Source organism: Saccharothrix sp. S26 (genome assembly GCF_021390395.1).
Classification (GTDB): Bacteria; Actinomycetota; Actinomycetes; order Mycobacteriales; family Pseudonocardiaceae; genus Actinosynnema.
The window spans coordinates 189910-208605 of sequence record NZ_JAJUWT010000013.1 but is presented as its reverse complement, the minus strand read 5'-3'; the positions used below and the strand labels follow the sequence as shown (position 1 = coordinate 208605).

At 73.2% G+C, this 18696-nt stretch carries 18 protein-coding genes and 1 pseudogene; all 19 read left to right on the top strand.

Annotated features, from left to right (window positions below):
* Positions 1-133 precede the first annotated feature (133 nt).
* Positions 134-712, top strand: a pseudogene (locus tag LZG04_RS43055) (family 43 glycosylhydrolase); the annotation flags it as partial.
* Positions 713-737: 25 nt separating this feature from the next.
* Positions 738-881: a hypothetical protein gene (locus LZG04_RS22425; protein WP_233819789.1), complete on the top strand. Its 144-nt coding sequence runs from the start codon at positions 738-740 to the stop codon at positions 879-881.
* A 191-nt stretch (positions 882-1072) separates the two neighbouring features.
* On the top strand, positions 1073-1729 hold the full coding sequence (locus tag LZG04_RS22420; RefSeq protein WP_233819788.1) for a maleylpyruvate isomerase N-terminal domain-containing protein: 657 nt from the start codon (positions 1073-1075) through the stop codon (positions 1727-1729).
* 68 nt (positions 1730-1797) lie between these two features.
* Entirely contained in the window at positions 1798-2247 is a 450-nt protein-coding gene (locus tag LZG04_RS22415; protein WP_233819787.1) for a GNAT family N-acetyltransferase, read from the top strand.
* Positions 2248-2650: 403 nt separating this feature from the next.
* Positions 2651-3457, top strand: coding sequence for a phosphotransferase (locus LZG04_RS22410; RefSeq protein ID WP_233819786.1), 807 nt, complete (start codon positions 2651-2653; stop codon positions 3455-3457).
* Between the two features lie 243 nt (positions 3458-3700).
* Complete coding sequence (locus LZG04_RS22405) at positions 3701-4789, top strand: epoxide hydrolase family protein (RefSeq protein WP_233819783.1); 1089 nt, start codon at positions 3701-3703, stop codon at positions 4787-4789.
* Positions 4786-5874, top strand: coding sequence for a winged helix DNA-binding domain-containing protein (locus tag LZG04_RS22400; RefSeq protein WP_233819778.1), 1089 nt, complete (start codon positions 4786-4788; stop codon positions 5872-5874). Before LZG04_RS22405 ends, LZG04_RS22400 begins: the two co-directional genes overlap by 4 nt.
* Positions 5875-5929: 55 nt before the next feature.
* Complete coding sequence (locus LZG04_RS22395) at positions 5930-6370, top strand: MarR family winged helix-turn-helix transcriptional regulator (RefSeq protein ID WP_233819777.1); 441 nt, start codon at positions 5930-5932, stop codon at positions 6368-6370.
* A gap of 11 nt (positions 6371-6381) precedes the next feature.
* Positions 6382-7344 (top strand): zinc-binding dehydrogenase, encoded by a 963-nt coding sequence (locus LZG04_RS22390; protein WP_233819924.1) that lies wholly within the window; start codon positions 6382-6384, stop codon positions 7342-7344.
* An 85-nt stretch (positions 7345-7429) separates the two neighbouring features.
* Positions 7430-7786, top strand: a complete 357-nt coding sequence (locus LZG04_RS22385; protein WP_233819776.1) for a YciI family protein — start codon at positions 7430-7432, stop codon at positions 7784-7786.
* 1 nt (position 7787) lies between these two features.
* Positions 7788-9017: an RNA polymerase sigma factor gene (locus tag LZG04_RS22380; RefSeq protein WP_233819775.1), complete on the top strand. Its 1230-nt coding sequence runs from the start codon at positions 7788-7790 to the stop codon at positions 9015-9017.
* A gap of 169 nt (positions 9018-9186) precedes the next feature.
* Positions 9187-10608: a rifampin monooxygenase gene (rox, locus tag LZG04_RS22375; protein WP_233819774.1), complete on the top strand. Its 1422-nt coding sequence runs from the start codon at positions 9187-9189 to the stop codon at positions 10606-10608.
* Between the two features lie 146 nt (positions 10609-10754).
* Entirely contained in the window at positions 10755-11330 is a 576-nt protein-coding gene (locus LZG04_RS22370; RefSeq protein WP_233819773.1) for a pyridoxamine 5'-phosphate oxidase family protein, read from the top strand.
* Positions 11331-11391: 61 nt separating this feature from the next.
* Positions 11392-11895 (top strand): NADAR family protein, encoded by a 504-nt coding sequence (locus tag LZG04_RS22365; protein ID WP_233819772.1) that lies wholly within the window; start codon positions 11392-11394, stop codon positions 11893-11895.
* Between the two features lie 134 nt (positions 11896-12029).
* Entirely contained in the window at positions 12030-13313 is a 1284-nt protein-coding gene (locus LZG04_RS22360; protein ID WP_233819771.1) for a hypothetical protein, read from the top strand.
* Complete coding sequence (locus LZG04_RS22355) at positions 13310-14272, top strand: glutamate ABC transporter substrate-binding protein (protein ID WP_233819769.1); 963 nt, start codon at positions 13310-13312, stop codon at positions 14270-14272. The genes LZG04_RS22360 and LZG04_RS22355 overlap by 4 nt, the downstream gene beginning before the upstream one ends.
* A gap of 117 nt (positions 14273-14389) precedes the next feature.
* Complete coding sequence (locus LZG04_RS22350; RefSeq protein ID WP_233819768.1) at positions 14390-16954, top strand: tetratricopeptide repeat protein; 2565 nt, start codon at positions 14390-14392, stop codon at positions 16952-16954.
* A gap of 2 nt (positions 16955-16956) precedes the next feature.
* Positions 16957-17916, top strand: coding sequence for a protein phosphatase 2C domain-containing protein (locus LZG04_RS22345; protein ID WP_233819767.1), 960 nt, complete (start codon positions 16957-16959; stop codon positions 17914-17916).
* A gap of 279 nt (positions 17917-18195) precedes the next feature.
* On the top strand, positions 18196-18684 hold the full coding sequence (locus tag LZG04_RS22340; protein ID WP_233819766.1) for a MarR family winged helix-turn-helix transcriptional regulator: 489 nt from the start codon (positions 18196-18198) through the stop codon (positions 18682-18684).
* Positions 18685-18696: the final 12 nt, after the last annotated feature.

Sequence of the window (18696 nt, the reverse complement as noted above, 5' to 3'; positions counted from 1 at the left end):
GTTATTGGCTGCAACGCAACGCTATAGGGTGGTTCCGGTCTGACTTCCGATAAGTGAACCTTATCGGAAGTCAGTGGTGGGCTTCCGTTTCGCGGGAGCACGATGGCCCGTAAGCGCTGGAAGCCCAGGTTGAGTGCCGTGCTGCTCGCCGTGGGGAGCGTGGCGGTGTCCGTGGTGTCACCGGCGACCGCGGCCGGACCCTCCCCCGTCTACACGCCGAGCGGGTCCGTCGCCGACCCCGGGGTGCTGCAACCCGCCGTCCTGGGTGGACGCCGGTGGGGACCTCTGGGCACCCGACGCGTGGCAGACCTCGGCCGGTTACGTCCTCTACTTCTCCGCGGTCGCGAAGGGCTTCGGGGGTCAGCGTTGCCTCGGGGCCGCGTCCGCCGACCGACCGGACGGCCCGTACGTGCCGGTCGGTGACGTACCGCTGGTGTGCCCGGACGGCCGCAACGGTGGCGAGGACACCGTGCCGGGTCGGCCGGTGGCGGACGCCGGGGTGATCGACCCGTCCCCGTTCGTCGACAGCGACGGACGCCGGTTCCCGCTCTACAAGACCCAGCGGACGCCGTCGTCGCTGCGCATGGTCGAGTTCGACGGGACCGGGGCGCACCGGGCGGGTGACCCGAGCGGTGAACTGCTGCGGCGGGACGGCATCATCGAGGACCCGGTGCTGGTGCGGCGCGGGTCGGGCTTCGTGCTGTTCGCCTCCCGCTACGGCTACGACAACGGTCTGGTTGCGCTCGACCGACAAGTGGCAGTTCGGCGGTGCCGCCGAGCACGCGTTGCCGACGACCGCGGGCACGGGGATCTGCGGCCCGGGCGGTGCCGACGTCACCCCGTCGCTGGACGGCGGCCGGCGGATCTTCCTGCACGGCTGAGTGTGCGGCAGCGGAACCGCTGCCTGCACCGACGACCAGCTGCGCAACGGTGTCCCACACCGGCGGGCGCTCTACGCTGCCGTGCTGAACTGGGCCGCCGACGGCGTGACCCCGACCGTCGGCGCCTTACCTCTGACCGATGGGCCTCGGGTCGCTCGACCGCCGGTCCCGGGCCGGGCTACGGTGCCGGGGTGGATCTCTTCTCACGCTCGTGGGCGGCGTTGCGGGAGGCGGTCGCCGGGCTCGCGGACGAGGACTTCGCGCGGCCGTCGGGGTGCGCCGGGTGGCTGGTGCGGGACCTGGTGTGCCACCTCGTCATCGACGCCCAGGACGTCCTGATCACCCTGGCCACGCCCGCCGAGGGCGAACCGACGCGGGACGCGGTCAGCTACTGGGACGTGAGTTCGACGCCGCCGACGGGAGAGGACCCGCTGGACGCGTTGACCGTCCGGTTGGCCGCCGCTTACGGCGAACCATGGCTGCTGAAGTTCCACCTCGACGACGTCGGCTCGGCGGCGGGACGGGCCGCGGTGCTCGCCGACCGCGCGGCCCGGGTCGGCACGCGCGACGAGGTCCTCACCGTGGGCGACTACCTGTCCGCGTACGTCGTCGAGTGGACGTTGCACCACCTCGACCTGGTCGCGCACCTCCCCCACGCGCCTCGACCGCCGGCCGAAGGGCTCGCCGGGTCGCGGGAGGTGCTGGAGCGGATTGCCGCGGCCGCGTTCCCCGAGTCGTTCACCGACACCGACGTGCTGCTGGTCGGCACCGGTCGACGTGCGCCCACCGAGGCGGAAGTGGTCGAGCTGGGCGGGTTGGCCTCGCGCCTGCCGTTCGTGCTGGGCTGATCGGGCGAGTTCCGCGGGAGATCGGTCGGGGTAACCGGCGGATCACCTCGTGGGAAAGGATGGCCCGCATGATCGTTCCCCTGGACCTCACCGATGACGAGACGGCGAAGGCGGTGCACCGGATCGCGCAGTTGTCGTACGCGGTCGAGTCGGAGTTGATCGGCAGCACGGCGATACCCGGGTTGCACGAGTCGGTGGACGACATCCGCACCCTGCCGCTGCGGTGGCTCGGCGGGTACGTGGACAACGAGCTGGTGGCGTTCGTCGGCTTCGCGAAGGTCGACGGCGTGCTGGACATCGACCGGCTGTGCGTGGCCCCGAGCCACTTCCGGCTCGGGTTCGCCAGACGCCTGGTCGAGCAGGTGCTGGCCGAGGGCGGGCCGGCGATCGTGTCGACGGGTGCGGCGAACGCGCCCGCCATCGCGTTGTACGAGGGCCTGGGGTTCCGGTTGGTCGACACGGTGGTGGTGGAGGGCGGGCTGCGGATCGCGCAGTTCGGGCATCCGGGGTTGATCTAGCGGAGTTCGCCCCGGCGGGGTGCGGGAGCGCGAGGCCGCGTGATGGGGCGCGGTGAACCGCCGACGCCCGACGCCGTCATCCGCTGACCACCCGTAAACGGGTTGAGCGGGGTCGGGGCGGGTCGGTAGCGTCAGCCCCGTCCGGTCGATCACGGCTCGGTTCTCCAGGAGGCTGACGATGACGTGCATGGTTTCCGGTGGAGTCACGATCGCTCCGACCGTGGAGCGCGCCGCGCGCTGACCGTGCCGCCGACACGTGGTCGGCAGTATCAGCGAGACAAAGCGCGCACCACTCCTCGGCTCGGAGCGGTCCTCACCGGCCCGCGGGGTTCCTCCCCCAGGCCGCAGGCATCGCCGCGCGCGGTGCCGTGACCCGCGTACCGCACTCCACGAGGAGAAATCCGTGCATTCCGCACAATCCGGACCACCCGCACAGCCGTTGACCGCGGCCGAAGGCGGACCGAGCGACGTCACCCACTCCGACGGGACCGTCCTGCGTCCCGCTCGACCCTGGACCACGACGGTCCACGCGCTGCTGCGCCACCTGGAGGAGGTCGGCTTCACCGGCGCGCCCCGCGTGGTGGGTGACGGCATCGACGACGGCAACGAAGTCCTGACCTACATCGACGGAACCATCGTGCACCCGCACGCGTGGACCGACGAAGGCGTCCGGCAGGCCGGTGCGCTGCTGCGCGACCTGCACGACGCCACCGCCGGGTTCCGGCCGCCACCCGACGCGGTGTGGCAGCCCTGGTGGATGCACCACACCGGCCCGGACACCGTGATCGGGCACTGTGATGCCGGTCCGTGGCACATCGTGGCCCGCGACGGGCTCCCCGTCGGGCTCATCGACTGGGCCCTCGCCGGTCCCGTCGACCGACTCGACGAGATCGCCGCCGCAGCCTGGTGGAACGCCCAGTTGCACGACGACGACGTCGCCGAGCGCAACGACCTGCCCGACACGGACCACCGCGCCCGACAGGTGGGACTGTTCCTCGACGGCTACGGACTCTCGTCCCGCGACCGGGACGGGTTCGTCGGCCGGATGATCGAGTTCGCGATCCGCGACTGCGCCGCCGAGGCGACGTATGCGGGGATCACCCCGGACTCGACCGACCCGGGGCCGCTGTGGGCGTTGTCCTGGCGGGCACGGGCAGCCGCCTGGATGATCCGCCACCGAGGACTGCTGGAAGGGGCCGTCCGGGGCTAGCCCCGGCCCGCTCACGCAGGCAGTCGTGAGGCAGGGTCGGGCCATCGGCCCGGCCCTGCCTTCTGGATGCAGTCATCCCGGACCACGGCCGCACGGTGGCGCGGGACTGCTCGCCCTTCTCCAGCAGGATCGGGTGGCGGCGTTGCGGATCTCTGCGCTCCGGTGAACGCCGGCGGCTGACGGGCGCACACCGGTGTCGATCTAGGACCGTTCCCGTCCTACTCGGGCTCTAGCGTCGACACCGTGACCGAGATCCGAGAGTTCCGCATCGCCGTGCCGCAGACCGACTTGGATGACCTCGCCGACCGGCTCGCCCGTGCCCGCTGGGTGGAGCCGTTGCCGGGTGAGGGGTGGCGGCGGGGTGTGCCGGTGGACTACCTGCGAGAGCTGGCGGGGTACTGGCGGGCCGGGTTCGACTGGCGGGCGCACGAGGCGCGGCTGAACGCGTTCCCGCAGTTCGTGACGGAGGTCGACGGGCTGGACGTGCACTTCCTGCACGTCCGCAGCGCCGATCCCGACGCGGTGCCGTTGCTGCTGGTGCACGGGTGGCCGAACACGTTCATCGAGTTCGTTGACGCGTTGGAGCACCTGCGGGACTTCCACGTGGTGGTGCCGAGCATCCCCGGGTTCGGGTTCTCCGGGAAGCCGACCGGGCCGTTCGACGTGGCCCGGGCCGGTCGGGTGTTCGCCGGGCTCATGGCGCGGTTGGGGTACGGGCGGTACGGGGTGCAGGGCGGCGACCTGGGCGCGTACATCGCGCCGGAGGTGGCCAAGGCCGCGCCGGAGCACGTCATCGGCGTGTTCGTGAACGGTGGCCTGGGGTTCCCGACCGAGGCGGACCTGCCGGTGCTGACGGAGCAGGAGCGGGAGTTCTACCGGCAGATGCAGGGCTGGGCGGGCTCCGGGGTGGATCACCACGCGGTGTTGCGCGCGGCGCCGCAGACGTTCGCGTTGGGCTGGCACGATTCGCCGGTGGCGTTGTTGGCGTGGTTGATGCAGAAGTTCCAGGAGTTCACCATCACGGTGGACACGCCGGAGCAGGCCATCGACCGCGACCTGCTGCTGGTCAACGCGACCCTGTACTGGGTGACCGGGACGTCGGGGTCGTCGTCGTGGTTCATGTACGACACCGAGCGGTTCGCGTGGCCGGAGGGGCAGAAGCGGGTGCCGACGGGGGTGTACAGCGGTCCGCCCGGGATCCGGCGGCTGGCCGAGCGGCACAACGACATCGTGCACTGGCCCGGCGCCAAGCCGGGTGGGCACTTCGTGGCGCTGGAGGTGCCCGAGGTGTTCGCGGGTGAGCTGCGCGCGTTCTTCGGGAAGGTCCGGTGAACCCGGTGATCGGCCGACGGCTGCGGCGGCACTCGTTGCTGGAGCCGTCGGCGGACGTGGTGGCGGTGGTGCGGGCGATGTGCGGCGCGCACGCGCAGGTCCTGTCGGCGGCGGAGTTGTCGATCGGGATCCGCACGACCGTGACGCGGCAGCGGGTGCGGGACGCGGTGTGGGTGGACCGGACGCTGGTGAAGACTCGGGGACCGCGCCGCACCGTGCACCTGCTGCCCGCGGCGGACCTGCCGATGTGGACCGGTGCGCTGTCGCGGCTGCCGCACCGGTTGCGGTTGTTGACCGAGGGGCAGGCGGCCGAGGTGGTGGCGGCGATCGGGGACGCGTTGCGCGACGCCGAGCTGACCGGTGACGAGTTGACCGAGGAGGTCGTCGCGCGGACCGGGCCGTGGGCGGGTGAGCGGGTGATGGAGGCGTTCGGCGGGACGCCGTGGCCGCGGTGGGTGGAGGCGATGGGGGTGGCGTCGAACGCGGGCGCGATGTGCTTCGCGCCGAACAAGGGCCGCAAGACCGCCTACACGAGCCCGCAGCGGTGGTTGCCGGGTTTCGCGCCGGCCGAGGACGGTGCGGTGCGGCTGCTGCACGCCTACCTGCGGTCGTACGGGCCGGCGACGCCGGCGCACTTCGCGAGGTGGCTGGCCGCGCCGAAGCGGTGGGTGGACGAGGTGTTCGCGCGGGCCGACGTGGAGCGGGTCGAGGGCGGGTGGGTGGTGCGCGGCGACACGGCGTGGCCGGACGAGCCGCCGGGCGGGGTGCGGCTGCTCCCCTACTTCGACGCCTACGTGGTGGGCAGCCACCCGCGCGAGGTGGTGTTCCCAGGTCGGGCCGCCGAGCGGGCGTTGTCGGGCGGGCAGGCGGGGAACTTCCCGGTGCTGCTGGTGGACGGCGTGGTGGCCGGGGTGTGGCACCAGAAGCGGTCGGGTCGGCGGATCGCGGTCACCGTGGAGCCGTTCGGGGCGTTGTCGCGGGCGCGGTCGGCGGAGCTGGAGCGCGAGGTGGCGCGGGTCGGGGAGTTTTTGGAGGGGCTGCCGGAGTTGACGGTCGGCCCGGTGTCCGTCGGCGGTCACGCCTGAAGCTCGACGCGCGGCGATCGTTGGCTTGGCCAACGAGTGGGTAGACTGCGGGCGCATGGAGACTTCGGGCGCGCCCCGGCGGTTGCGCGGGACGGCGAGTTGGCTGCTCGGTCAGGCGACGACGCACGCGGCGCGGTTGGTGTCGGAGGCGTTGGGTGCGATGGGGTCGCGGCGCTACCACTACTCGCTGCTGGCCGCGTTGGACGAGTTCGGCCCGGCCAGCCAGGCGGAGCTGGGCAGGCGGGGCGGGTTGGACCGCAGCGACGTGGTGGCGACGGTGAACGAACTGGAGCAGAAGGGGTTCGTCGAGCGGCGGCCTGATCCCGGGGACAGGCGGCGCAACATCGTGACCGTCACCCCGTCGGGGGTGGCGCACCTGCGGCGGTTGGACCGGGTGCTGGGGCAGGCTCAGGAGTCGTTGCTGGCGCCGTTGTCGCCGGCCGAGCGCGAGGAGTTGGTGCGCATGCTGAACGCGGTCCTGGAGCACCACGGATGACCGGGTCGACGATGCGGGCGGTCGTGTTGAGCGGGCCGGGCCCGGTGGAGAACCTGGTGGTGACCGAGCTGCCGGTGCCGCAGCCGCCGCCGGGGTGGGTGCGGGTGAAGGTCGGCGCGTTCGGGTTGAACCGGTCGGAGCTGCACACCCGGCTGGGGCTGGCGGAGGGCGTCACGTTCCCGCGCGTGCCGGGCATCGAGGCGGTGGGCGTGGTGGACAGCGACTGCGACCTGCCGCTCGGGCAGCGGGTGGCGGCGATGATGGGCGGCATGGGCCGGGTGTTCGACGGCGGGTACGCGCAGTACACGGTGGTGCCGCGCGGGCTGCTGATCCCGTTCGACTCGGACCTGCCGTGGGAGGTGCTGGGCGCGGTGCCGGAGACGTTGCAGACCGCGTACGGCTCGTTGACCACGGGGTTGGACCTGCGGGCCGGGCAGTCGCTGCTGATCCGCGGCGGCACGTCGGCGCTCGGGTTCGCCACGACGGCGCTGGCGGTCGACCTCGGCGCGACGGTGCTGGCCACGACGCGGCGCGCGGACCGGCTCGACGTGCTGCGCGAGCACGGCGTGGCGCACCCGCTGGTGGACGACGGCGTGGTGGCCGGGCGGGTGCGGGAGCTGTTCCCGGACGGGGTGGACGCGGCGTTGGAGCTGGTGGGCACGCCGACGTTGCCGGACACGCTGGCGGCGACGAAGGTGCACGGCACGGTGTGCTTCACCGGGATGCTGTCGAACGAGTGGATCGTGCCGCAGTTCTACCCGATCGAGTACCTGCCGAAGGGGGTGCGGCTGACCGCGTACGGCGGCGAGAGCTCGGACCTGCCCGCGGAGGTGCTGCAACGGTTCCTCGACCAGGTCGCGGGCGGCGAGGTGACGCTGGGCCCGACCACGGTCTACCGGTTGGACGAGATCCGGCGGGCGCACGACGACCTGGAGCACAACCGGCGGGTCGGCAAGCTGGTCGTGGTCGTCTGAGAATTTCTTGTCGCGTGGTGTCGATGTGGTGCTCCGCCGTTCGTGTAGAGGGTGCGGAGAGTTCCCCCGACCTGAGGAGCACGAGATGACCCAGTACCTGCTCAGCGTGATCGAGCCGACCGGCCCCGGCACCCCCGAGCCGGAGGTCCTGGAGGAGATCATGAAGGACGTCCAGGCCGTGGACGCCGACATGCGCGACACCGGGGTGTGGGTGTTCGCGGGCGGTCTGCACAAGCCGGAGACGGCGACCACGCTGCGGCCGCGCGACGACGGCGAGTTGGTCGTGACCGACGGGCCGTTCACCGAGACCAAGGAGCACATCGGCGGGTTCAGCATCATCGACGTGCCGGACCTCGACGCGGCGCTGGCGTGGGGGCGGCGGCTGAGCGTGGCGTGCCGGCTGCCGGTCGAGGTGCGGCCGTTCCAGGACATCCCCGGCTGACGTGCCGGCGGTCGAGGAGGTCTTCCGGGCGGAGTACGGCCGGGCGGTCGCGGTGCTGGTCCGCGTGTTCGGTGACATCGACGTCGCCGAGGAGGCGGTCCAGGACGCGTTCGCGGAGGCCGTGACGCGGTGGCCGGAGACCGGTGTGCCGCCGAGCCCGGCGGGGTGGATCGTCACCACGGCCCGCCGCCGGGCGATCGACCGGCTGCGCCGGGAGTCCACGCGGGACTCCCGGCAGGCCCAGTCGGCGTTGCTGCACGCCCGGGACGAGGTGGTCGAGGTGGACGCGGTGGGTGACGACCGGCTGCGGTTGATCTTCACGTGCTGTCACCCGGCGTTGCACCCGGCGGCGCGGGTGGCGTTGACGTTGCGGCTGCTCGGCGGGTTGTCGACGGCGGAGATCGCGCGGGCGTTCCTGGTGCCGGAGCCGACGATGGCGCAGCGGCTGGTGCGGGCGAAGGCGAAGATCCGGGACGCGCGGATCCCGTACCGGGTGCCGGACGCGGTGGAGCTGCCCGGTCGGCTGCGTGCCGTGCTGGCGGTGGTGTACCTGGTGTTCAACGAGGGGTATTCGGCCAGTTCGGGTGGCGTGCTGGTGCGTGAGGAGCTGTGCGCGGAGGCGGTGCGGCTGGGGCGGGTGCTGGTGGAGCTGATGCCCGACGAGCCGGAGGTGGTCGGGCTGTTGGCGTTGATGTTGCTGCTGCACGCGCGCGGCCCGGCGCGCACGGGTCCGGACGGCGGTCTGGTGCGGTTGGCCGAGCAGGACCGGTCGCGGTGGAATCCGGCGATGGTGGCCGAGGGGCGGGAGCTGGTGAGGTGGTGCCTGCGGCGCGGCCGGCCGGGCCCGTACCAGGTGCAGGCGGCGATCAACGCGGTGCACAGCGATCCGCCGCCCACGGACTGGGCGCAGGTCGTGGCGCTGTACGACCAGTTGACGGTGGTGGCGCCGAGCCCGGTGGTGGCGTTGAACCGGGCGGTCGCGGTGGCGGAGGTCGAGGGGCCGCGGGTGGCGTTGGCGCTGGTGGACGGGTTGGCCGGGGGCAAGTCGCCGTTGCCGGGCTACCACCTGTTCCACGCGGTGCGCGCGGATCTGCTGCGCCGCCTGGGGCGGGACGAGGAGGCGGCGGTGGCCTACCGGCGGGCGTTGAAGCTGGCCGGCAACGACGCGGAACGCGACCTGCTGCGGCGAGGGCTCGACGCGGTCACCGGGTCACGTGAGGGCCGGACATGACGAAGGCAAGGAAGACAGTTGTCCCCTTGCCATTTCTAATTTATAGCGCACCGGGGGTCTTGCGGCAAGACCCGGGTGGTGCCGCAGAATCTCCGCCCGATGCCGTGACCGGTCGGAATTCGCGATTCGCGGCCGGTCGCGCCGTTCTCTTTCTCGCACGGGGGGATCCATGTTCGACGTGATCGTGGTCGGCGCCGGGCCGACGGGGTTGATGCTGGCCGCGGAGCTGCGGTTGCACGAGGTGCGCGTGCTCGTGCTGGACCGGGACGCGCAGCCGACGCGAGTCGTCCGCTCGCTCGGCCTGCACGCGCGCAGCATCGAGGTGATGGACCAGCGCGGTTTGCTGGAGCGTTTCCTGGAACACGGCAAGCAGCGCCCGGTCGGCGGATTCTTCGCCGGTATCGACAAACCGACACCCGCACGGCTGGACGGCGCGCACGGCTACGTCCTGGCGATCCGGCAGCCCGTCACCGACCGCCTGCTGGCTGAACGTGCCGTCGAGCTCGGGGCCGAGCTCCGGCGCGGCCACGAGGTGGTCGGGCTGGAGCAGGACGACACCGGGGTGGACGTCACGCTGGCCGACGGCACGACGCTGCGCTCCCGGTACGCGGTCGGGTGCGACGGGGGCCGCAGCACCGTGCGCAAGCTGCTCGGCATCGGCTTCCCGGGCGAACCGGCCGGCGTCGAGACGCTGCTGGGCGAGATGGAGGTGGACGCGCCGCCGGAGACGCTGGCCGCCGTCACGGCCGAGGTCCGCAAGACCGAGCAGCGGTTCGGCTTCCTGCCGTTGGGCGACGGGGTGTACCGGGTGCTGGTGCCCGCCGAGGGGGTGGCCGAGGACCGGGCCGTCGCGCCCACCATCGAGGAGTTCCGGCAGCGGCTGCGGGCGGTCGCCGGCGCCGACTTCGGCGTGCGCTCGCCGCGCTGGCTGTCCCGCTTCGGCGACGCCACGCGGCTGGCCGAGCGGTACCGCGCGGGGCGGGTGCTGCTGGCGGGCGACGCGGCGCACGTGCACCCGCCGACCGGCGGCCAGGGCCTCAACCTGGGCGTGCAGGACGCGTTCAACCTGGGCTGGAAGCTGGCCGCCGAGGTCAGCGGCTGGGCCCCGGACGGGCTGCTGGACACCTACGAGGCCGAACGGCGACCGGTGGCCGCGGACGTGCTGGACACCACCCGCGCGCAGATGGAGCTGATGTCGGCCGAGCCGGGGCCGCGGGCGGTGCGCCGGCTGCTGGCCGAGTTGATGGACTTCGAGGTGGTGCACCGGCACCTGATCGGGAAGATCACCGCGTTGGACGTGCGCTACGACTTCGGTGAGGGGCACGAGCTGCTGGGCAGGCGGATGCGGGACGTGCGGCTGGAGCGGGGGCGGCTCTACGAGCTGACGCGCGCGGGTCGCGGCCTGCTGCTCGACCAGACCGGCCGGTTGTCGGTCGGCGGCTGGGCGGATCGGGTCGATCACGTCGTGGACGTCAGCGAGGAGCTGGACGTGCCCGCGGTGCTGCTGCGGCCGGACGGGCACGTGGCGTGGGTCGGCGCGGATCAGCGCGACCTGCTCGACCACCTGCCCCGCTGGTTCGGCGCGGCCTGAGCGGGGCAGGTTGGCGCGGTGCGGGGTCCGCGCACGACCGCGTTCCGTGCCGGACGGGCTACCGGACGTGTCGAGGGAGTGGCCGTTGCCCGGTCTGAAGAGCGGTGATGTCCGCCGGTACCTGATCGTCGGCGATACTGGCCGGCATGGGGAAGACCTATGACCGGATCGACGGACGCCTGCGCGAGTTCATCGAGGAGCAGCCGCTGTTCTTCACCGCCACCGCGCCGCTGGCCGCCGACGGGCACGTGAACCTGTCGCCCAAGGGCCGCCGCGGCACGTGGCGGGTGCTCGACGAGCGGCGGGTGGCGTACCTGGACTTCGGCGGCAGTCACGCCGAGACGATCGCCCACCTGCGCGAGAACGGCCGCATCACGCTGATGTGGTGCGCGTTCGACGGGCCGCCGAACATCGTGCGCGTGCACGGCACGGGTGAGCCGGTGTTCCGGGACGACCCCAGGTTCGCCGAGCTGGTGGCCGGGTTCGGCGACGCGGACGGCCCGGCGTTGCGGGCGGTCGTGGTGGTTACCGCGAAGCTCATCAGCGACACCTGCGGCTTCGCCGTGCCGTTCATGGACTACCGGGCCGAGCGGACGCTGCACCAGGAGTACTTCGGCCGCAAGTCCGACGAGGAGTTCTCCGCGTACTGCGAGAAGAAGGACTTCAACGCGGTCAGCATGGACGGGCTGCCCGCGCTGCCGCTCCCCCTCCCGCCGCGCTAGGCGGCTCGGGCGGGCGAAACGGTGTCGTGCCGCGGGCCGCGGGTGTGACACGGTCTGCGGCGTGACCGAGTACCTGTTCTTCTGGGGCCACCGGGCGCGGCCCGGCGCGCCCGCCGGCAAGCACTGCCTGAGCCAGTGGTGGGAGGCGCCGTTCACCGTGGACGGCCTGACCTACCCGACCGCCGAGCACTTCATGATGTGGGGCAAGGCGCGGCTGTTCGACGACGCCGAGACCGCCGAGCGGGTGCTCGCGGCGCGCACGCCCGGCGAGGCGAAGGCGCTGGGCCGGCGGGTGCGCGGCTTCACCGAGGACGCGTGGGTGGCGCACCGGCTGGAGATCGTGGTGCGGGGGAACCTGGCGAAGTTCGGCGCGCACGACGACCTCCGCGCTTTCCTGCTCGGCACCGGTGACCGGGTGCTGGTGGAGGCGAGCCCGCTGGACCGGGTGTGGGGCATCGGGCTGGCCGCAGACGACGAGCGGGCGGCCGACCCGGCGACCTGGCTGGGGCTCAACCTGCTCGGCGAGGCCCTGATGGAGGTGCGCGCGCGACTCCGCCAGGGGTGACCGTGTCACCCGATGAGTGCGAACCCGTAGCCGTGCACCGGCCGGGCGCGTCCGTTCACGTCCCGAATGGTGGATTCTGGATCTACGCTGTCTGAGCGGCGAGTGGCGCCGATCACCTCGGGAAGGGGGCGGTCGTGCTGGTCGAGGCTCAGCGCAACCGCGGCGCCCTGCGCCGGGTGACGGGTCTCGCGCGCAGCACGCCGGGCAGGTTGAGCCTGCTGGCCCTGCTGCTGATCGTGGTGGGCCTGCTGGTCGGCGCGGTGACCGCGGCGTCGGTGCAGCGCCGCTCGGGCGCGTTGGAGGCGTTGGCCGACCGCAGCGAACCGCTGGCGTTCGCCGCGCAGGAGGTCTACCGGGCGATGGCGGACGCGGACGCGACCGCGTCGAGCGCGTTCCTGTCCGGCGGGGTGGAGTCGGCGGCGCTGCGGAGCCGGTACGAGGCGGACGTGGCGAAGGCCGCCGCGGCGCTGTCGGCGGCGACCACCGAGATCACCCGCTCCCCCGAGCTGACCGAGGCGCTGTCGACGCTGTCGGGGCAGCTGCCGGTGTACACGGGGCTGATCGAGACGGCCCGCGTGCACAACCGGCAGGGCAACCCGGTGGGCGCGGCGTACCTGCGCGAGGCGTCGACGTTGATGCGCACGCACCTGCTGCCGGCCGCGCGCGAGCTGTACGGGGTGGAGACCGGGAACGTGGTGCGCGACCTGGAGGACGCCGGGTCGCTGCCGTGGCTGGAGTCCCTGCTGGGTGCGGCGACCCTGGCGGTGCTGGTGTTCGCGCAGCGGTACCTGACCCGCCGGACGAACCGGGTGCTCAACCCCGGGCTGGTGGTGGCGACCGCGTTGACCGCGATCTCACTGCTGTGGGTGCTGGCCGGGAGCCTGGTGGCGGTCTACAACGCCTCGGAGAGCAAGAACGAGGCCACCCTGGTCGACCTGCTGGCGCGGGCCCGGATCGCGACGCTGACCGCGCGCGGCGACGAGACGTTGACGCTGGTGGCACGCGGGAGCGGCGCGACCTACGAGGCCGAGTACGCCGAGGCCGACGAGGTGCTGGACGACCTGCTGGGCCGGGCGCGGGCGATGAACCCGACGCCGCCGGTGGTGGCGGCGGTGGAGCACCACGCCCGGTGGCAGGACGCGCACCGCCGGGTCCGCCAGGCCGACGAGGTCGGCGACTACACCGCGGCGGTGGCGTTGGCGCTGGGCCAGGACCCGCGCGGCTCGGCCGCGGCGTTCGACGCGTTGGACTCGGACCTGGTGGAGGCCATCGGCGCGGCGCGCGCGGAGCTGACCGACGCGATCGGGCGGGCGCGGGCCGGGTTGCGCGGGGTGGTGCCCGCGGTGGTCGTGCTGGCGTTGCTGGCGGCGTCGACGTCGACGTTCGGGCTGTGGCAGCGGCTGAAGGAGTACCGATGAGACGGCTGCTCGCGGTCCTGGTCCTGGTGGTGACGGCGGCGTGCGCCCCGGTGCCCAGCGGCGCGCCGCCGATCGGCGGTGGTTCGCCGGGCCCGCCGCGGCCGGCCGACGCGGTGGAGCTGACCGCGCCGCCCAGCACGGCGGACGTGCCGCCGTCGTCGTGCGACCCGAGGGCGAGCCTGCGCCCGACCGGGCCGCTGCCGCCGCCGGGCCAGATGCCGGCCGGGTCCACCATGGCCCGGATCCAGGCCCAGGGGCGGCTGATCGCGGGCGTGGACCAGAACACGTACCTGATGGGGTTCCGCAACCCGATCTCCGGCGAGTTGGAGGGCTTCGACGTCGACCTGGCGCGGGAGGTCGCCCGCGCGGTGCTGGGCGACCCGGACGCGATCCAGTTCACCGTGCTGACCTCCGAGCAGCGGATACCGGCGCTGGAGCGGGGCGAGGTCGACATCGTGGTGCGGACCATGACGGCGACCTGCGAGCGCTGGCAGAAGGTGAACTTCTCCACGGTGTACCTGCAGGCCGGGCAGCGGGTGCTGGTGCCGGCGAACTCCGAGGTCACCGGCATCGAGTCGCTGGGCGGCAAGCGGGTGTGCGCGACGAAGGGCTCCAGCTCGCTGGCCAACGTGGCGGCCGCCTCGCCCAAGCCCGTGCCGGTGTCGGTGCCGAACTGGACGGACTGCCTGGTGATGCTGCAACAGGGCCAGGTGGACGCGATCTCGACCGACGACACGATCCTGGCCGGGTTCGCCGCGCAGGACCCGTACACGAAGGTGGTGGGGCCGCAGTTCACCGACGAGCCGTACGGGATGGCGTTCCCGAAGGCCGACGAGGACTTCGTGCGGTTCGTCAACGCGCTGCTGGAGCGGCTGCGGGCGGACGGCACGTGGGCCCGGCTGCACCAGCGGTGGCTGGGCGATCCTCCGACCCCGCCCGCCGCCGTGTACCGGGACTGACATGCGGGCCTCGGACGTGGCGGCGGAGGTGGCCGGGGCACTCGACGGGTGGCCGGGACGTTTTCCCGATGTGGCGGAATCGGGTGCGGCGGCGGTGGCGGCTAGGACGGAGGGCCGATGAGGACGTGTCCACGTGCCGGCTGCGGTGGCGCGGTCGACGACCGGGGCTTGTGCGACGAGTGCGGCCTGGACGCCCCGGTCCTGGCCACGACCCCGCCCGCGGCCGCCGGTGAAGGCGGCGGTGAGAGCAGCGGTGGAGCCGGCGGGACGGGCCGACGGTCGCCCGGTGCGGGCGGTGGTGCCGGGGCGGTGGGCGGTACTGGTGCGGTGGGCGGTGCGGGAACGGGTGTTGGTGCCGGTTCGGCTGTCGGCTCAGCGGGTGGCGGTGCGGCGGGTGGCGGGGTTGGGGCGGTCGGTGGCGTCGGGCAGGGTGTCGTCGGTGGGCGTGAGGTCGGGGTGCGGGTGGACAGTGGGCCTGCTACCAGCGCGTATGCCGGTCCGGATGTCGGCGCGGCGACGGGCGCGTTGAGCGGTCCGGTGACCGGGCCCGACAGCGGGCCCGGGACGGCTCCGTGGTCGGTCGGGGTGTCGGTGGCGCGGTCGCGGCGGGCGTCGGCGGCCAGTCGGCCGTCCGGGCGCGGGCGGTTGGGGGCCGGGTTGGTGGAGGTGCCACCGGTGCCCTACCGGGATCCGAAGGCGGCCGTGCTGACCGACCCGGAGGTGCCGGAGGCGAAGCGGTTCTGCTCCAGTTGCGGCAAGGAGGTCGGGCGCGGCCGGGACGGCGAGCCGGGTCGGGTGGAGGGGTTCTGCGCGCACTGCGGGCACCACTACTCGTTCACGCCGAAGCTCGTGCCCGGCGAGGTGCTGCACGGCCAGTACGAGGTGCTCGGCTGCCTGGCGCACGGCGGGTTGGGCTGGATCTACCTGGCCGCCGACCACGCGGTCAGCGACCGGTGGGTGGTGTTGAAGGGCCTGTTGGACTCCGGTGACGCGGACGCCATGGCGGCGGCGATGGCGGAGCGCCGGTTCCTGGCCGAGGTGGAGCACCCTACTATTGTCAAGATCCACAATTTCGTGCAGCACGTCGACCGGGCCAGCGGCGAGCTCGTGGACTACATCGTGATGGAGTACGTGGGCGGCACGTCGGTCAAGGACATGATCAAGCAGTTGCGGGCCGAGGGCACGGGGACGGAGTCGTTGCCGGTGGCGCAGGCGATCGCCTACGCGCTGGAGGTGCTGCCCGCGCTGGGCTACCTGCACGGCCTCGGCCTGCTGTACTGCGACTTCAAACCGGACAACGTGATCCAGACCGAGGAGCAGTTGAAGCTGATCGACCTGGGCGCGGTGCGGCGCGTCGACGACCGGCACTCCCCCATCTACGGCACGGTCGGCTACCAGGCGCCGGAGATCGGCACGCGGGGCCCGTCGGTGGCCTCCGACCTGTACACGGTGGGTCGGGCGTTGGCGGTGATGAGCTTCCAGTTCGACTTCCGGGGCCGGTACCTGGGGTCGTTGCCCGATCCCGCGGAGCAGCCGTTGTTGCGCCGGCACGACTCGTTGCACCGGTTCCTGCTGCGGGCCACGCACCCCGACCCGGAGCAGCGGTTCGGCTCGGCGGAGGAGATGGCCGAGCAGTTGACCGGTGTGCTGCGTGAGGTGCTGGCGCAGCAGGACGGGGTGCCGAGGCCGGGTGTGTCGCGGCAGTTCACGCCGGAGCGGCGGGCTTTCGGCACGGAGGGCGGGCTGGACGTGCGGGCGGCGGCCACGGGGTTGCCGGTGCCGCAGGTGGACACCTCCGACGAGGCGGCGGGGTTCCTGGCGACGGCGGCGACCACGGGTGACCCCGATCAGGTGGTGGCGGCGTTGCGGGTGGCCCCGGTGCGGACGGTCGAGGTGCGGTTGCAGGTGGTGCGGGCGTTGATCGAGGCGGGCCGGGTGCGGGAGGCGGTGGGCGAGCTGGACGCGTTGGCGTCGCCGTTCGACCCCGACGACTTGCGGACCACGGCTCCGGACGACTGGCGGCCGGGCTGGTACCGGGGTGTGGCGGCGTTGGCGGACGGCCGGCACGAGCGGGCGCGGTCGGTGTTCGAGCGGGTGCGCGACGCGTTGCCGGGTGAGGCGGCGCCGAAGTTGGCGGTGGCGGTGTGCGCGGAGGCGTCGGGTGACGGCGAGGCGGCCGCGGCCGGGTACGAGGTGGTGTGGCGGACCGACCACGCGTACGTGTCGGCGGCGTTCGGGCTGGCCAGGGTGCTGGTGGCCCGGGGTGAGCGGGAGGCCGCGGTGGGTGTGCTGCACTCGGTGCCGGACACGTCGATCCACCACGTGGCGGCGCAGGTGGCGGCGGTGCGGGCCCAGTTGGGTGCGGCGAGGGAGTGCGCGGGCCGCGGTGGGTCGGAGGCGTTGTCGGAGGTGATGGCGGCCGGTGCGAGGCTGTCGGGGTTGGAGTTGGACGTGGCGAGGCGGGTCGGGTTGACGGTGGAGTTGTTGGGCGTGGCGTTGGAGTCGTTGCCGCGCGGCGGGGTCGTGGCGGGGACGCTGCTGGACTGCGAGGTGAGCGAGACGGGGCTGAGGTTGGGGTTGGAGCGCTGCTACCGGCAGTTGGCGCGGCTGGCCGACAGCCCCGAGGAGCGCATCGCCCTCGTCGACCGCGCGAACGCGGTCCGGCCCAGGACGTTGGTGTGACGATGGAATCGTGTCCGGAGTGCGCGTCGCCGGTGTCGGCGCAGGACCGCTTCTGCGAGGCGTGCGGGCGCAACCTGCGGGTGCAGCGGACGCCGGTGGGTGGTCCGGGGGCGCAGTGGCCGCCGAGCTGCGTGTGCGGCGGCGAGGAGTTCGACGCGGACGGGTCGTGCGAGCAGTGCGGGCGGGCGCGGCCGTCGGCGCGGGACCGGGTGGAGTTCGTGCTGCCCGGGGTGGCCGGGGTGAGCGACCGGGGCAAGCGGCGGCAGCGCAACGAGGACTCGATGGCGTTCGGCCGGGTGCGCGGGCGCGGTGTCGCGGCGGTGGTGTGCGACGGGGTGGCGTCGTCGGAGCGGGCCGAGCAGGCGTCGCAGCAGGCGGTGGACACGGCGGTGGACGTGCTGCTGACGGGGTTGCGGTCCGGGATGGACGCGGAGGCGTTGACCGGGGACGCGGTGGTGGCGGCGAACGAGGCGGTCGGCCGGTTGGCGCGGCCGGAGGCGGCGGAGGTCGCGCCGTCCTGCACGTTCGTGTCGGTGGTGGTGACCGACGGTTCGGCGACCGTGGGGTGGGTCGGCGACAGCCGGGCGTACCTGGTGGCCGAGGCGGGCGCGGCGCGGTTGACCACGGACGACACGTGGGCGGCACAGTTGGTGGCGGAGGGGGTGCTGACCGAGGAGGAGGCGCTGACCGACCGGCGGGCGCACGTGCTGTCGCGGTGGTTGGGCGCGGACTCCGGGGTGGACGCGCCGCAGACGGTGACGTTCAAGGTGGAGACGCCGGGGCTGCTGGTGCTGTGCAGCGACGGGTTGTGGAACTACGTGCCCGAGCCGGAGGACCTGCTGGAGGTGCTGCCGCGCGGGGTGCCGCCGATCGAGGTGGCGCGGGGGCTGGTGGAGGTGGCGTTGGCGGCGGGCGGGCACGACAACATCACGGTGGTCGTGGTGCAGTTGCGGGGCGCGTGACGGCCCGAGTCCGCTTCAGAGCCGGGGTTGCCCGGGACGGGTTGCGGCGTTGGGGTGATCGGTGCGCGGCGGTCGGCGCAACGCCGGTTCCGGCGACCGGGGGCCGTGACTGGACCGGGCGCGCGGGGGTCGGTGGGCCGTCGCGCCGGTTTTCGCCGGGACGCCCGCACGCGTTGTCGATCACGAATACGGTTGGGGTGTGCGGATCACAGGGGGGCCCGCGATCTCGGGCACACGTCTGCCCGGTGCCGGTGCGTCGGCGAAGCGTCGGGAGGGGTGATGGCGGACGCGGTCGACCTGGTGCTGGCGCAGTGGTCGGTGCAGCGCCCGGACGTCGACACCGCGCCGATGGCGGTGCTGGCGCGGGTGACGCGGTTGGCGCGGCTGCTGGAGCGGGAGCTGCGGGAGTTCGTGGGTCGGTTCGACCTGGAGCCGGGCGAGTTCGACGTGTTGACCACGTTGCGGCGGGCGGGGTCGGCGCACGGCATGACGGCGGGCGCGTTCCTGTCCGCGTCGCTGGTCACGGCGGGCGCGATCACCAACCGGATCGACCGGATGGAGGCCAAGGGCCTGGTCGAACGGGAGCCCGACGCGGCGGACCGGCGGGTGGTGCGGATCAAGCTGACCGAGCGGGGCGCGCGGCTGGTGGACGGGATGCTGGCCGAGCACATGCGGCAGTACGCGCGGCTGCTGGAGCCGTTGGACGACGACACGAAGGTCGTGGTCGCCGACGCGTTGCGGACGCTGCTGGAGCAGTGCGAGCAGTAGCGCCGCCGGGTG